This is a genomic window from Sanguibacter sp. TS_SC_8, from assembly GCF_055361235.1.
Map to the genome: position 1 here is coordinate 2,323,969 of NZ_CM143955.1, position 13,682 is coordinate 2,337,650.

11 protein-coding genes are annotated in these 13,682 nt (G+C 71.6%); 3 read left to right on the plus strand and 8 right to left on the minus strand.

Annotation, left to right across the window (positions count from 1 at the left end):
- Positions 1 to 78 precede the first annotated feature (78 nt).
- The 6 genes from ruvX to ACWA15_RS10595 all read right to left on the minus strand — a co-directional run bounded on the left by ruvX (position 79) and on the right by ACWA15_RS10595 (position 6,506).
- Positions 79 to 576: a Holliday junction resolvase RuvX gene (gene ruvX, locus ACWA15_RS10570; protein ID WP_464055103.1), complete on the minus strand. Its 498-nt coding sequence runs from the start codon at positions 574 to 576 to the stop codon at positions 79 to 81.
- A complete protein-coding gene (gene alaS / locus ACWA15_RS10575; protein WP_464055104.1) occupies positions 573 to 3,272 on the minus strand; it encodes an alanine--tRNA ligase in 2,700 nt (899 codons plus the stop codon). Before alaS ends, ruvX begins: the two co-directional genes overlap by 4 nt.
- A 76-nt stretch (positions 3,273 to 3,348) precedes the next feature.
- Complete coding sequence (locus tag ACWA15_RS10580) at positions 3,349 to 3,696, minus strand: hypothetical protein (protein ID WP_464055105.1); 348 nt, start codon at positions 3,694 to 3,696, stop codon at positions 3,349 to 3,351.
- Complete coding sequence (locus tag ACWA15_RS10585; protein ID WP_464055107.1) at positions 3,696 to 4,076, minus strand: DUF948 domain-containing protein; 381 nt, start codon at positions 4,074 to 4,076, stop codon at positions 3,696 to 3,698. Before ACWA15_RS10585 ends, ACWA15_RS10580 begins: the two co-directional genes overlap by 1 nt.
- 218 nt (positions 4,077 to 4,294) lie before the next feature.
- Entirely contained in the window at positions 4,295 to 4,921 is a 627-nt protein-coding gene (gene rpsD, locus ACWA15_RS10590; protein WP_464055108.1) for a 30S ribosomal protein S4, read from the minus strand.
- Positions 4,922 to 5,096: 175 nt separating this feature from the next.
- Positions 5,097 to 6,506, minus strand: a complete 1,410-nt coding sequence (locus ACWA15_RS10595; RefSeq protein ID WP_464055110.1) for a replication-associated recombination protein A — start codon at positions 6,504 to 6,506, stop codon at positions 5,097 to 5,099.
- Positions 6,507 to 6,560: 54 nt separating this feature from the next.
- Between ACWA15_RS10595 and ACWA15_RS10600 the strand changes: the two genes are divergently transcribed.
- From ACWA15_RS10600 to ACWA15_RS10610, 3 genes are all read left to right on the plus strand, one after another.
- Positions 6,561 to 8,804 (plus strand): MMPL family transporter, encoded by a 2,244-nt coding sequence (locus tag ACWA15_RS10600; protein ID WP_464055111.1) that lies wholly within the window; start codon positions 6,561 to 6,563, stop codon positions 8,802 to 8,804.
- Between the two features lie 196 nt (positions 8,805 to 9,000).
- Positions 9,001 to 9,390 carry a hypothetical protein gene (locus ACWA15_RS10605; RefSeq protein ID WP_464055113.1) on the plus strand — a complete coding sequence of 130 codons (390 nt, stop codon included), beginning with the start codon at positions 9,001 to 9,003 and terminating at the stop codon, positions 9,388 to 9,390.
- 5 nt (positions 9,391 to 9,395) lie between these two features.
- Positions 9,396 to 10,046, plus strand: coding sequence for a hypothetical protein (locus tag ACWA15_RS10610; protein WP_464055115.1), 651 nt, complete (start codon positions 9,396 to 9,398; stop codon positions 10,044 to 10,046).
- 336 nt (positions 10,047 to 10,382) lie between these two features.
- Here the strand turns inward: ACWA15_RS10610 and aspS are convergent, their stop codons facing one another.
- Positions 10,383 to 12,194 carry an aspartate--tRNA ligase gene (gene aspS / locus ACWA15_RS10615; protein ID WP_464055116.1) on the minus strand — a complete coding sequence of 604 codons (1,812 nt, stop codon included), beginning with the start codon at positions 12,192 to 12,194 and terminating at the stop codon, positions 10,383 to 10,385.
- 74 nt (positions 12,195 to 12,268) lie between these two features.
- Positions 12,269 to 13,663, minus strand: coding sequence for a histidine--tRNA ligase (gene hisS, locus ACWA15_RS10620; RefSeq protein WP_464055118.1), 1,395 nt, complete (start codon positions 13,661 to 13,663; stop codon positions 12,269 to 12,271).
- Positions 13,664 to 13,682: the final 19 nt, after the last annotated feature.

Below are 13,682 nucleotides of genomic sequence, written 5' to 3' on the forward strand. Positions count from 1 at the left end.
CCCCCACGGACAAACCCACAACCTACTGCAGATACACCCTCAAAGACATATCCGCGACCGGAAGTCACAGGTATCGCGTCAGGGAACCAGCTCTCCTGCGCGCTCACCGCTGCTGCGTTCACGATCAAGAGAGGACTGGAGGATCACCACCGCCGCGACCTGATCGATCACCGTGCGGTGCTTGCGTCCCGCTCGTCCGGACGCATGCAGCGCCTGGTGAGCGCTCACAGTGCTCATCCGCTCGTCGACCATGCGGACGGGGACGGGCGAGATGATCGCAGCCAATGAATCAGCGTACGCCCGCGCACCGGCCGAAGCCGAGCCCTCAGCACCAGAAAGGTGCCGGGGAAGCCCGACGTACACAACCCTCACACCTCGCTCGTCCACCTCGGCCGCAATCGTCGCGACGTCGGTCGGCACCGCCTTCGGATTCTTCGTCGCCGTGACCATGTCCCGGGCCACGGTGCAGACCGGTGTGGCGATGAGCCCGTCGGGGTCGCTCACCGCGAGCCCGACCCGCACGCTCCCCACATCGACGCACAGCCGCGGACCCCGCGGGAGGGCCTCGCCGCTCATGCGCCGAGGACCTGCTCGACGCCGTCACGCACCCCGGCCAGGGCGGCCGGCAGCGCGGCCGCGTCCTGTCCCCCGCCCTGGGCCATGTCGTCCTTGCCGCCACCGCCGCCACCGAGCACGCCCGAGGCGGCCTTGGCGAAGGCGCCGGCCTTGAGGCCACGCTCGCGCGCGGCCAGGTTGGTGACGATGACCACGAGCGGGCGGCCCGAGGACACCCCACCGATCGCCACCACGGATGCCTCGGCCTCGCCGAGACGCCCGCGCAGGTCGAGGGCCAGCGCCCGCAGGTCGTCCGCGGAGGCCACCTCCCCGGCGTCGTGCACGACGACGCGCGCACCGGCGACGACGCCCGCGGCGGCCGCGAGGGCCCCGGCGCCGGCGAGCAGCTGACGCTGACGCAGCGCGGCGAGCTCCTTCTCGGCCTCCTTGAGGCGGGTGATCAGCCCACCGACGCGGTCGGGGAGCTCGTCCGTGCGGACGTTGAGCAGCCCGGTGAGCTGGCCGACGAGGGCGTGCTCCTTGGCGTGGAAGCCGTAGGCGCCGTCCCCGACGAGCGCGTCGACGCGGCGCACGCCGGAGCCGATCGAGGCCTCCCCGAGCAGGGTGACCATGCCGAGCTGGCCGGAGCGCTTGACGTGGGTTCCGGCGCACAGCTCACGCGACCAGTCCCCACCGATCGAGACCACACGGACCCGGTCGCCGTACTTCTCCCCGAACAGGGCCATCGCGCCCAGCGCCCGCGCCTCGTCGATGTTCATCACCTGCTCGGTGACCTCGAGGTCCTCGGCGAGCTGGGTGTTGACCCGCTCCTCGATCTCGCTCAGCGCGCCCTGCGGGACCGCCTGGCTGGAGCGGAAGTCGAAGCGGATCCGGCTCGGGGCGTTCTCCGACCCGGCCTGGGTCGCGTCCTTGCCGAGGGACTCCTGGAGCGCCTTGTGGATCATGTGCGTGGCGGAGTGCGCGCGGCTGATCGCCTTGCGCCGGGCCACGTCGATCGTCGCCGTGCCGGACTCCCCCATCGTGACCATGCCGTCCACGACCCGGCCGCGGTGCACCGAGAGGCCCTTGATCGGAGCCTGGACGTCGTCGACCTCGATGACGCCGCCGCCGTCGAGGGCGATCGTGCCGTGGTCGGCGAGCTGGCCACCGGCCTCGGCGTAGAAGGGGGTGCGGTCCAGGATGACCTCGACCGTGGCCGGGGCGGTGGCCGCCGGACCGGGGGTGCCGTCCACGACGAGGCCGACCACGGTCACCCGGGCGGTCGACTCGGTGTAGCCGAGGAACTCGACCGGCTTGGCGATGTCGCTGGCCAGCGCCTCGTAGGCGGCCTTGTCGGCGCCACCGCTGCGCTTGGCGAGCGCGTCCGCGCGGGCCCGGGTGCGCTGCTCCTGCATGAGGGTGCGGAAGGCCGTCTCGTCCACGGTCACGCCGTGCTCGGAGGCCATCTCCAGCGTCAGGTCGATCGGGAACCCGTAGGTGTCGTGCAGCGCGAAGGCCTCGGCGCCGCCGAGCACCGGGGAGCCGGTGCCGGCCTGGGTCGCGGAGTGGATCGCCGAGCCGACGGCCGACTCGAGGATCGTCGTGCCGGCGGTGAGGGTGCGCCGGAACGCCTCTTCCTCGGCGTAGGCGATCGCGGAGATCCGGGCGAAGTCGGCGGAGAGCTCGGGGTAGGAGTCCTGCATGACGCCCATGCTCGCCGGCAGCAGGGCCGGCATGGCCGGGTCCTCGACGCCGAGCAGGCGCATCGCCCGGACGGCACGGCGGATGAGGCGGCGCAGCACGTAGCCGCGGCCCTCGTTGGAGGGGCGCACGCCGTCGCCGATGAGCATGAGGGCCGAGCGGACGTGGTCGGCGACGACGCGCATGCGCACGTCGTCGTCGTGCACAGCGCCGTAGACCTTGCCGGAGAGGCGCTGGGCGACCTCGATGACCGGGAACACCTCGTCGATCTCGTACATGTTGTCGACGCCCTGGAGCAGGAACGCGACACGCTCGAGGCCCATGCCGGTGTCGATGTTGCGCTGGGCGAGCTCGCCGAGGATCGGGAAGGAGTCCTTGCCGCCGCCGTCACCGCGCTCGAACTGCATGAAGACGAGGTTCCAGATCTCGATGTAGCGGTCCTCGTCGGCGACCGGGCCGCCTTCGATGCCGTAGGCGGGTCCGCGGTCGACGTAGATCTCCGAGCAGGGACCGGCGGGGCCGCGGGCACCGGTGGACCAGAAGTTGTCCTTCATGCCACGGGACTGGATGCGCTCGTCGGGCAGGCCCGCCACGCGCTTCCAGATCTCGCGCGACTCGTCGTCCTCGTGGAAGACGGTGACCCAGATGACCTCGGGGTCGAAGCCGAGCTTGCCCTCGGCGGCGGACCCGGTGATGAAGTCCCACGCGAAGGTGATGGCTTCTTCCTTGAAGTAGTCACCGAAGGAGAAGTTGCCGTTCATCTGGAAGAACGTGCCGTGCCGGGTCGTCTTGCCGACCTCTTCGATGTCGAGGGTGCGCACGCACTTCTGCACGCTCGTCGCCCGCTTCCACGGCGCGGTCTGCTGACCGGTCATGTACGGGATGAACGGGACCATGCCCGCGATGGTGAACAGCGTGGAGGGGTCCGGGGAGATGAGAGACGCGGACGGGACCACCGCGTGATCGCGCTCGGCGAAGTAGGTGAGCCAACGCTTGCGAATCTCGGCGGTGCGCATGGAATCCTCTATCGAAGGGTGTCGTGACAGGTGGTGCGAGCCGCACCCGGCGGCGCCGAGTGCGGATCAATCTTAGTCAGAAGGAGTAGCCGAGCTCGTCGTCGTCGGAGTCGTCGTCGGCCAGGTGGGCGGCGGGGCGCCCACTCGGGTAGGCGTCCCGGCGGGCTTTGAGGTCGTCCACGGATCCCTGGGTCGGTGCGAGCAGCGCATCGGCGAGCTCGGCCGCCCGCTCGTCGCGGGCCGCCCGGAAGTCGGCGAGGAAGTGCCCGGCCGCCTCGCTCAGCGCCGAGCCGGTGGCCGCGGCGGTCGTGCTCGCGCGGTCGACGACGGCGGCCGGGGCATACCGGCGGATGATCTGGCGTCCCTTGACGACGACGACAACAGTCAGGACGACGCCTGTGCCGACCCAGAACAGGCGGGCCATCAGCGGGCCCTCTTGCCTACGCCGTCGCGCACCCGGGAGGTCGCCTGGCCGAAGGCCTTGCGCACGCCGTAGGAGAAGGCCGCGACCTTGACCAGCGGGGCGCCGAAGGTGGCGGCGTAGAGGCCGGTGAGGGCCGAGACGTTCTGGCTCACCTCGGCCGCGGCCGTGGTGATCGTGTCGACCTTGACGAGCTGGACGTTGGCGCTGGCGACCGTCTGGGCGGACTCGTCGAGGATCGGCACCGAGTGCTCGGTGAGGTCCTTGATCGACTGGGTCGTGGTGTCGAGCACCTTGCCCAGCTTGAGCAGGGGCACAGCGATGAGACCGACGAGCGCCACGAAGGCGACCGCCGCGATGAGTCCAGCAATATCTCCGATCACAGACGTGCTCCTTGCGATAGACACCGACACACACCGTTACCACAGTCGAACCCGACCCGCTGAGTGCGGCCGAACGGCTGCACATTCCGGACATCAGGCAGCCATCTCCCCGCACTCGGCGGAGGAGGCACTGGGGACGAGACTACCTGCACACAAGGACGCCCCGCTCGCAGCGAGGCTGCGAACGGGGCGTCCTTGGGGCAGATCTCAGGAACAGATCAGCGCGAGTAGTGCTCGACGACGAGCTGGACCTCGGCGGTGACCGGGACCTCGACGCGCTTGGGCTGACGCACCAGCGTGAAGGACAGCTTCTCGAGCTGGACCTCGAGGTACGGCGGGACGGCCGGGAGGACGTCGCGGTGCGCACCGGCGGCGGCGACCTGGAACGGGACCGTGGCCTGGCTCTTCGGCTTGACCTGGACCGTCTGGCCCGGCTTCACCTTGAACGAGGGGCGGTCGACGATCTTGCCGTCGACGAGGATGTGGCGGTGAACCACGGCCTGGCGCGACTGCAGCGTCGTGCGGGCGAAGCCCGAGCGCAGCACGAGGGCGTCGAGGCGGACCTCGAGGATCTCGACGAGAGCCTCACCGGTCAGACCCGGAGCCTTGCGAGCCTCTTCGAAGGCACGCGCCATCTGCTTCTCGCGCAGGCCGTACTGGGCGCGAAGACGCTGCTTCTCCCGGAGACGGACCGCGTAGTCGGACTCGGTGCGGCGACGGGCGCGGCCGTGCTCGCCCGGGGGGTAGGGGCGCTTCTCGAAGTGCTTGACGGCCTTCGGGGTGAGCGCAATGCCCAGCGCGCGGCTCAGGCGGACCTGGCGGCGCGAACGGGTCACAGAAGACATAAAAAGTCGTCCATTCCTGTCGTGATTGACGTCGCATACCTCACGCGGGTCGCGTGGGATGCGGGACCAGCCGACGGAGCGGGCATCCACGCCGCGAGGCGCAGGCACCGCTCACAGGGCCGAGGTCCCAGTGGTCACCAATGAAGGCAACCTGAGAATTCTAGCATCGATGGGGCTAGTCCCCACGCAGGATGGTGCGGATCTTGTCCATCCGCTCGGTCACGGCACGCTCGTACCCGCGGTCGCTCGGGCGGTAGTAGCGCGACCCGACGAGGTCGTCGGGCAGGTACTGCTGGGCCGCGACGGCGTGCGGGGCGTCGTGGGCGTACTGGTAGCCCTTCCCGTGCCCGATCGTCTTGGCGCCGGAGTAGTGGGCGTCGCGCAAATGCGCGGGAACAGTGCCGGCCTTGCCGGCGCGGACGTCGGCCAGCGCCGCGTCGATGGCCAGGTACGCGGCGTTTGACTTCGGTGCGGTGGTGATGTGCACGACCGCCTCGGCGAGGATGATCCGCGCCTCCGGCATGCCGATCAGCGCGACGGCGGTGGCCGCGGCCGTCGCGGTCTGCAGCGCCGACGGGTCTGCCATGCCGACGTCCTCGGCCGCGGAGATGACGATCCGCCGCGCGATGAACCGCGGGTCCTCCCCCGCCGCGATCATCCGGGCCAGGTAGTGGATCGCCGCGTCGACGTCAGACCCCCGCATGGACTTGATGAACGCGCTGATCACGTCATAGTGCTGGTCGCCGTCGCGGTCGTAGCGCACCGCGGCGACGTCGATCGCCCGTTCCATGGTGGCCAGGTCGAGGGTGACGGGGTGCTCGCGGCTGGGCGGGTCGCCCGCGCCGTCGTCGGCGGTGCCGGCGGTGCCCGTCGCGGACAGCACTGCGCCCGCGGCCGCCTCGAGGATGGTCAGCGCCTTGCGGGCGTCGCCGCCGGCCAGGCGCAGCAGGTGGTCCTGCGCGTCGTCGGCCAGGGTGACGGTGCCGGCCAGGCCGCGCTCGTCGTCGACCGCGCGGTCGACGAGGGTGCGCACGTCCTGCGTCGTCAGGGGTTGCAGGGTGAGCAGCAGGGACCGGGACAGCAGCGGGGAGTTGACGGAGAAGCTGGGGTTCTCGGTCGTGGCCGCCACGAGGGTCACCCACCGGTTCTCCACGCTCGGCAGCAGGGCGTCCTGCTGGGACTTGGAGAAGCGGTGCACCTCGTCGATGAACAGCACCGTCTCCGACCCGCCGGTGGCCAGACGCCGCCGGGCGTCCTCGATCACCGCGCGGACGTCCTTGACCCCGGCGGTGACCGCCGAGAGCTCGACGAACCGCCGGCCCGAGCTCGTCGCGATGAGGTAGGCCAACGTCGTCTTGCCGGTCCCGGGCGGGCCCCACAGGATGACCGAGCCGGGCGCCGCGCGGCGGGAGGACTCCTCCGCGGGCTCCACGAGCCGGCGCAGCGGCGACCCGGCCACGAGCAGGTGCCCCTGCCCGGCGACCTCGGCGAGGGAGGCCGGGCGCATCCGGACGGCGAGCGGGGACCCGGACCCGACGGCGGGGACGCCGCTGGTGGCTTGCGTCGCGGCGTCGAACAGATCCATTGACCCAGCGTAGGTGCTCGGGCGAGTGCGTCAGTATGTGGGATGCTGGCCTGCGTGTTCGAATCCCTGGGTCGCCGCATCGCAGACCATCCGCGCAGCGCCATCGTGACGTGGGCTGTCATCACGGTGCTGGGCTTCGCGCTGGCCGTGTTCGGGGTCGGTGGGGAGAGCCTCTTCTCCCGGCTCAGCTCCGGGGAGCCGGTGATCCCGGGCTCTCAGACCTCCCAGGGTCGGGCGATCCTCGACGAGATCAGCCCGGCCGGTGAGAACGTCTCCCTCATCGTCGACGGCGCCGCGCCCACCGCAGCCGGGGTCACCGAGGTGATGCAGGCCGCGCACACCGAGCTGCTGGCCATCGAGGGCGTGGAGTCGGTGCTCGACCCGATCATCGTCCCGGACGGTCCGGACAGCGACGTCGGCAAGCTCTTCACGGCCCAGGACGGCAACGGGTTCCTCGTCGTGGTGGGCGTGGAGGCCGGGTTGACCGAGGACGCCCGGTCCGCGGCGGTCGCCGACGTCGCCGCCGTGCTGGCTGCCGTGCCCGACGCCCTCGTGGCCACCAACCCCGACGCGACCGGGCTGGTCGGCGGCACCTCCCTCATCCTCGAGGCCATCACCTCCCAGGTGGAGCGGGACCTCACCACGGGCGAGGCGATCGCGCTGCCGATCGCGCTGATCATCATGGTCGCCGTCTTCGGCGGGTTCCTCGCCGCCGCGATGCCGATGGCCGGCGCGTTCGCCTCGATCGGCGTGGGGCTGGGGCTGCTGTTCGGCATGTCCTATCTCATGACCATCGACGCGTCGGTGGTCAACGTCGTCACCCTGCTGGGCCTGGGGCTCTCGATCGACTACGGCCTGCTCATCGTCTCGCGCTTCCGTGAGGAGCTCGTGCGGCTCACCGCCGAGGCCGCGACGGAGAACCCGGGCAAGCGCCGGCGCAGCCGCGCCGACACCCAGGTCGAGCAGGCGCTCGTGGTGACCATGGGCACCGCCGGGCGCACCGTGGCGTACTCGGCCCTGATCGTCGCGATCTCGATCGCGGGGCTCATGGTCTTCACCCCCGAGATCCTGCGGTCCATCGGCGCCGCCGGGCTCGCGGTCATCCTCGTGGCCGTCGCCACCGCGCTGACCCTCGTGCCGGCGCTGCTGCGCCTGGCCGGCAAGCGTCTGCTCCGCCCGGGGATCTTGTCCACCATCCCGGGTCTGGCCCGCCTGCTCACCCGGTCCGCGGCTCCTGACCGGGACGAGGGCGTCTTCTCGCGTCTGGCGAGCCGGGTCCAGCGTCACCCGGCGTGGGTGATGGTCGGCTGCGTCGTCGTGCTCGGGGTGCTCGCCCTGCCCGCGGCGGGGCTGCAGATGCGCAACTCCGGCATCGAGCTCCTGCCGGCGAGCTCCCCGCAGCGGCAGTTCGTCACCCAGCTCGCCGCGCAGTTCCCGAGCACCGCCGCCCCCGAGATCCAGGTGCTGGTGCGCGCCGACGAGGCCGGCGCGCAGGCTTTCGCCGACTCGGTCGCGGCGATCGACGGCGTCACCGGGGTGACCGCCCCGGCCGTCGTCCAGGACTACGCCACCTTCGGGGTGGACCTCAGCTCTGGCGACCCGGGCGGGGAGGAGGCCCTCGACGCCGTCTCCGCAATCCGTGACCTCGACCCCGGTGCGCAGTACTGGGTGCTGGGGCAGGCCGCCGGGCAGCTGGACTTCACCGACGCCCTCGCCGAACGTGTCTGGTGGGCCGTGGGGATCGTCGTGGTGGCCACCTTCGCGCTGCTGTTCCTCATGACGGGGTCCGTGGTCATCCCGGTCAAGGCGCTGCTCACCAACGCGATCTCGCTCGCGGCGTCGCTCGGGGTGCTCGTGTGGGTGTTCCAGGACGGTCACCTGTCCGGTCTGCTCGGCTTCTCCTCGACCGGAGGCATCGAGACCTTCGTCGTGGCGCTGGTCATCGCGTTCGCCTTCGGCCTGGCGATGGACTACGAGGTGTTCCTGCTCTCGCGGATCAAGGAGCTGCACGACGAGGGGGTCGACTCCGAGACGGCCGTGCGGCTCGGGCTGCAGCGCACCGGGCGGATCATCACGTCCGCGGCCGCGATCATCATCGTGGTCTTCGCCGGGTTCGTCTTCGGCGAGCTGCTCATCATCAAGCAGGTCGGGTTCGCCCTCGCCGTGGCCATCCTCATCGACGCGACGATCGTGCGGATGCTGCTCGTCCCGGCGACGATGACGCTGCTCGGCAAGTGGAACTGGTGGGCGCCGGCGCCGCTGCGCCGGGTGCACGACCGCTTCGGCATCACGCACTAGGGCCGCACCCGGGCCCGCACCCCCGGCGCCCCTCCCCGCCCCTCCCGCTCCCGGTCCGGGTCCGGTCCGGGTCCCGCTCCCGGCGAGGTCGTCTGTTTCGCGCCGAGTCGTCCATCTGGACAGACGATCCTGTGCGAAACGGACGACCTGGGGACCCATCGGTGACGGCGGGACCTCGTTGTGCCACACTGTCCGGATGAACCCGACCTCCGCTGGTATGGGCCCCGCGGCCCGCAAGGTCATGGCCGCGCACGAGAGGGCCGTCGCCCGCTACCGGCGCTGGACGATCGCCACCCACGCCGTCACCGTCGCACTCATCGTGGCCACGCTGCTCCCGTTCGTCGCGATGGTCGTCATCGTCAACGGCCTCGGCATCCCGACGGCGCTGAACTTCGTGCCCGCGGGACTGCTCGTACCCTGGTTGTTGTGGAAGGACGAGATCCTCTCCCTGCTCGGCCGTCCCGGATACCCGCACTTCCCGGCCTCGATGCTGGCTCTGGCCCGGGAGAGCGACGCCCAGGCCGCCAACCCGCAGCCCTTCGGCTCAGTTCCGCCCGACCCGCGGCTCCGCCCCCGCAGCTGGTAGTCCCGATGCGCCCGCCGGCCACCGCGCCTGACCCCTCCGCGCCCGGCTCCCTGCCCGACGACGCACGCCTGGACCGCTTCCGCCCTCCCCTCCCGGCGCCCGCACCCACGCCCGCGCCCGTCCCCTCGGCGACCTCGCCCGTCCCCCTGTCCGGCCAGCCATTCCCACAGCCATTCACCCAGCCGGCCAAGCAGCTGCCAGACCCGCCGTCTGCCCCACCAGCCACCACCTGGGACGACTGGTCCCACCTCGACCGCGACCGGCGCGAGCGGGCGTCCCTCGTCGTCCGCATCCGCGGCGACCGGAGCGTACGGGGACTGGCGCACGCGGCCGCCGTCACCGCACACCGGACCCGGGTCCGCACTGCCGCTGCCGTGACCGTCGCGGCGACGCTGCCGCTGGCGTCCGGGTGGTTCCTGGTCATCCGCGCGCGCAACGCGTCGATGGCCCAGGGTCTCGGTGACCGGTCCTTCGCCCCGTTCGGCTTCCTGCTGCTCCTGGTCACGGTGCTGGCGGTCGTGCTGGGCCTGCGCTGGTGGCGGTCCGTCTACCGGGCCCGCCCGGACCCGCTCATCTTCGACCCGCTGCCCGACTCCCCCGAAGCCCCGCGCCACGGAGCCTTCGACGGCAGCGCCACCCCACCAAGGCGCTGGTAAGCCCCCGCCGCCAGCCAGCGAGCTCACCTGCCGTCGCGAGCTCGCCCGCCATAGCCCCCGCGACCTCGTGAACCAGCCGCCGAACTCGTGAGCCACGGGCCACGGCGGAGGACAGATTGCCCTGGCTCACGAGTTCGGCGAGCGGTTCACGAGGTCGGCGGAGCGGGCGGAGCCCCGGCGCGGACGCCGCGCGGGCGGGACGAGGTCGGCGGAGCGGGTGGGACGCGGGCGTGCACGACGGACGAGCCCTCCCCGAGCGTCTGCTCGGGGAGGGCTCGGGGCACCTCAGGTCATGCGGTCACAGCCGACCGGTCACGGCGCGGCAGTCACCCGCGCTCAGCCCACCGGCGCGGCGCTCACCCCGCTGGCGGCCGTCGCGTCAGCGGCGACCTTGGCCTTGGCGTCGACGCCGGCCTCCTTGCGCTGCTGGGCGGTGATCGGCGCGGGCGCCTGCGTGAGCGGGTCGAACCCGCCACCGGACTTCGGGAACGCGATGACGTCGCGGATCGAGTCGGACCCGGTGAGCAGGGCGAGGATGCGGTCCCAGCCGAAGGCGATCCCGCCGTGCGGCGGGGCGCCGAAGGCGAAGGCGTCGAGCAGGAAGCCGAACTTCTCCTGGGCTTCCTCCTCCCCGATCCCCATCATCGCGAAGACGCGTTCCTGCACGTCGCGGCGGTGGATACGGATCGAGCCACCCCCGATCTCGTTGCCGTTGCAGACGATGTCGTAGGCGTAGGCGAGGGCCTCGCCCGGGTCGGACTCGAAGGTGTCGATCCACTCGGGGGTGGGCGAGGTGAAGGCGTGGTGCACCGCGGTCCAGGCGCCCTCACCGACCGCGACGTCGTCGTCCTCGCCGGTGGGCTTGAACAGCGGCGCGTCGACGACCCACACGAAGGACCACTCGTCGGAGTTGATGAGGCCGGCCTTCTTGCCGATCTCCAGGCGCGCGGCGCCGAGCAGCGCCCGGGAGGCGGTGGCGGAGCCGGCCGCGAAGAACACGGCGTCGCCGGGCTTGGCGCCGGTGGCAGCGGCCAGGCCCTCGCGCTCGGCGTCGGACAGGTTCTTGGCGACCGGGCCGGCGAGCTCGCCGGTCTCGGTGAAGGTCACGTACGCCAGGCCCTTGGCCCCGCGCTGCTTGGCCCACTCCTGCCAGGCGTCGAAGCCGCGCCGCGGCGTGGCCGCCCCGCCCGGCATGACGACGGCGCCGACGTACGGCGCCTGGAACACCCGGAACGGGGTGGTCGCGAAGTACTCGGTGAGCTCCACGAGCTCGAGGTCGAAGCGCAGGTCCGGCTTGTCGGAGCCGTAGCGCCGCATCGCGTCCTTGAAGGTGATCCGCGGGATCGGCGTCGGGATCTGGTACCCGATGAGGTCCCACAGCGCCACGAGGACCTGCTCGCCGAGGTCGATGACGTCGTCCTGCTCGACGAAGCTCATCTCGACGTCGAGCTGGGTGAACTCCGGCTGGCGGTCCGCGCGGAAGTCCTCGTCGCGGTAGCAACGGGCGATCTGGTAGTAGCGCTCCATGCCGGCCACCATGAGCAGCTGCTTGAACAGCTGCGGGGACTGCGGCAGCGCGTACCAGGAGCCCGGCGCCAGGCGCGCGGGGACGAGGAAGTCGCGGGCACCCTCGGGGGTGGACCGGGTCAGGGTCGGCGTCTCGATCTCGACGAAGTCCTGGGCGTCCAGCACGGCGCGCGCGGCGGCGTTGGCCTTGGCGCGCAGGCGCAGCGCGCGCGCGGGGGCGGGGCGACGCAGGTCGAGGTAGCGGTGCTTGAGGCGCGCCTCCTCACCGATCGTCTCGGTGCCGTCCAGGGCCGTGGAGACCTGGAAGGGCAGCGGCGCGGACTCGTTGAGCACGACGACGTCGGTCGCCACGACCTCGATCTGCCCGGTCGCGAGGTTCGCGTTCGCGTTGCCGTCCGGGCGCTGGGACACGGTGCCGGTCACCTGCAGCACGAACTCGCTGCGCAGCGGGTGCGCGACGGCCTCGTCGCGGATGACGACCTGGGCGATGCCGCTCGCGTCACGCAGGTCGATGAAGGCCACACCTCCGTGATCACGACGACGGTCGACCCACCCGGAGAGGGTGACGGTCTGGCCGATGTGCTCGGCCCGCAGCGATCCGGCAGTGTGAGTGCGTAGCACGAAGAAGCCCTTCAGACGTGAGGTGTGTGGTCCCCGCCCACCCGGTGGGGCGAGCGGTCGAGCAAGGGTCGAGTCTAGTCGGTCGGCTGTTGCGCCGGCGCAATGCTCGGCCACCAGTCGGCCGCGGGCGGTTCCCAGGCTGCCGGGTCGGCCTCGGCCTGGGCGCCGGTGCGGATGTCCTTGATCTGGTGGGCGACCGGAGCGCCGTCGGCCCCGATCCCGGCGGGGAACCAGACGAAGGGCACGCCGCGCTTGTCGGCGTACTTGATCTGCTTGCCGAACTTCGCCGCGGACGGGGCGACCTCGACCGGGATGCCGCGCGCGCGCAGCGCGGTCGCGACGGCGTCGGAGGCGGGACGGGTCTCCTCGGAGGTGACCGCGACGACGACGGCGCTGGGCACCGACCGGCTCGCGATGACCAGGCCCGCGCCGAGCAGTCGCGAGACGAGGCGGGAGATGCCGATGGACAGCCCGACGCCGGGGTAGGTGTTCGCGCCGTCGGAGGCGAGGGTGTCGTAGCGCCCGCCGGAGCAGATGGAGCCGAGCTCCTCGTGGCCCACGAGCACCGTCTCGTAGACCGAGCCGGTGTAGTAGTCGAGGCCGCGGGCGATCTTGAGGTCGGCGTGGACCACGCCGGGGGCGCGGACGGCGGCGGCCTCGATGAGGGCGCCGAGCTCGGCCAGGCCCTCCTCGAGCAGCTCGGAGGTGATCCCCGCGGCGGTGGCCAGGACCCGCACCCGGTCGATGACGGACGTGTCCGACCCCGAGACGGCGGCCAGCTCGAGGCAGGCGTCGGCCTGGGCGGGAGTGGCACCGACCTCGGCGACGAGCGCGGCGGCGACCTTGGCGGGCCCGATCTTGTCGAGCTTGTCGATGATCCGCAGCACGTCGTCGACGGCGTCCAGACCCAGCCCGCGGTAGAAGCCCTCGGCGACCTTGCGGTTGTTCACGAGGATCCGCACCGGGGGCACGCCGATCGCCTGCAGCTCGGCGAGGGCCGCGGCCATGACGAGGGGCACCTCGACCTCGAAGTGGTAGGGCAGCTCACCGGCGCCGACGACGTCGATGTCGGCCTGCGTGAACTCCCGGAACCGCCCGTCCTGGGGGCGTTCCCCGCGCCAGACCTTCTGGATCTGGTACCGCTTGAACGGGAAGGCGAGGTGCCCGGCGTTCTCGAGCACGTACCGGGCGAACGGCACGGTGAGGTCGAAGTGCAGCCCCAGGCCCTGCTTGTCCGCGGCGGAGACGTTCGCCTCCTCTTCCGCCTGCAGCCGGCGCAGGACGTAGACCTCCTTGGAGGTCTCCCCCTTGCGCAGCAGCTGGTCGAGCGGCTCGACGGCGCGCGTCTCGATGCCGGTGAAGCCGTGGAGCTCGAAGGTGCGGCGCACGGAGTCGAGGATGAACGTCTCCACCATGCGGTCAGCGGGGAGCCATTCGGGGAAACCTGAGAGTGGTGTGGGTCGGGCCATGGTCACAGATTCTCCCAGA

Bases quoted from the DNA above. Each gene is read 5' to 3' on its own strand.
- rpsD (WP_464055108.1), bottom strand. From the start codon at position 4,921: ATGTCTTCTGTGACCCGTTCGCGCCGCCAGGTCCGCCTGAGCCGCGCG.
- alaS (WP_464055104.1), bottom strand. From the start codon at position 3,272: ATGCGCACCGCCGAGATTCGCAAGCGTTGGCTCACCTACTTCGCCGAG.
- ruvX (WP_464055103.1), bottom strand. From the start codon at position 576: ATGAGCGGCGAGGCCCTCCCGCGGGGTCCGCGGCTGTGCGTCGATGTG.
- ACWA15_RS10595 (WP_464055110.1), bottom strand. From the start codon at position 6,506: ATGGATCTGTTCGACGCCGCGACGCAAGCCACCAGCGGCGTCCCCGCC.
- ACWA15_RS10580 (WP_464055105.1), bottom strand. From the start codon at position 3,696: ATGGCCCGCCTGTTCTGGGTCGGCACAGGCGTCGTCCTGACTGTTGTC.
- ACWA15_RS10605 (WP_464055113.1), top strand. From the start codon at position 9,001: ATGAACCCGACCTCCGCTGGTATGGGCCCCGCGGCCCGCAAGGTCATG.
- hisS (WP_464055118.1), bottom strand. From the start codon at position 13,663: ATGGCCCGACCCACACCACTCTCAGGTTTCCCCGAATGGCTCCCCGCT.
- ACWA15_RS10610 (WP_464055115.1), top strand. From the start codon at position 9,396: ATGCGCCCGCCGGCCACCGCGCCTGACCCCTCCGCGCCCGGCTCCCTG.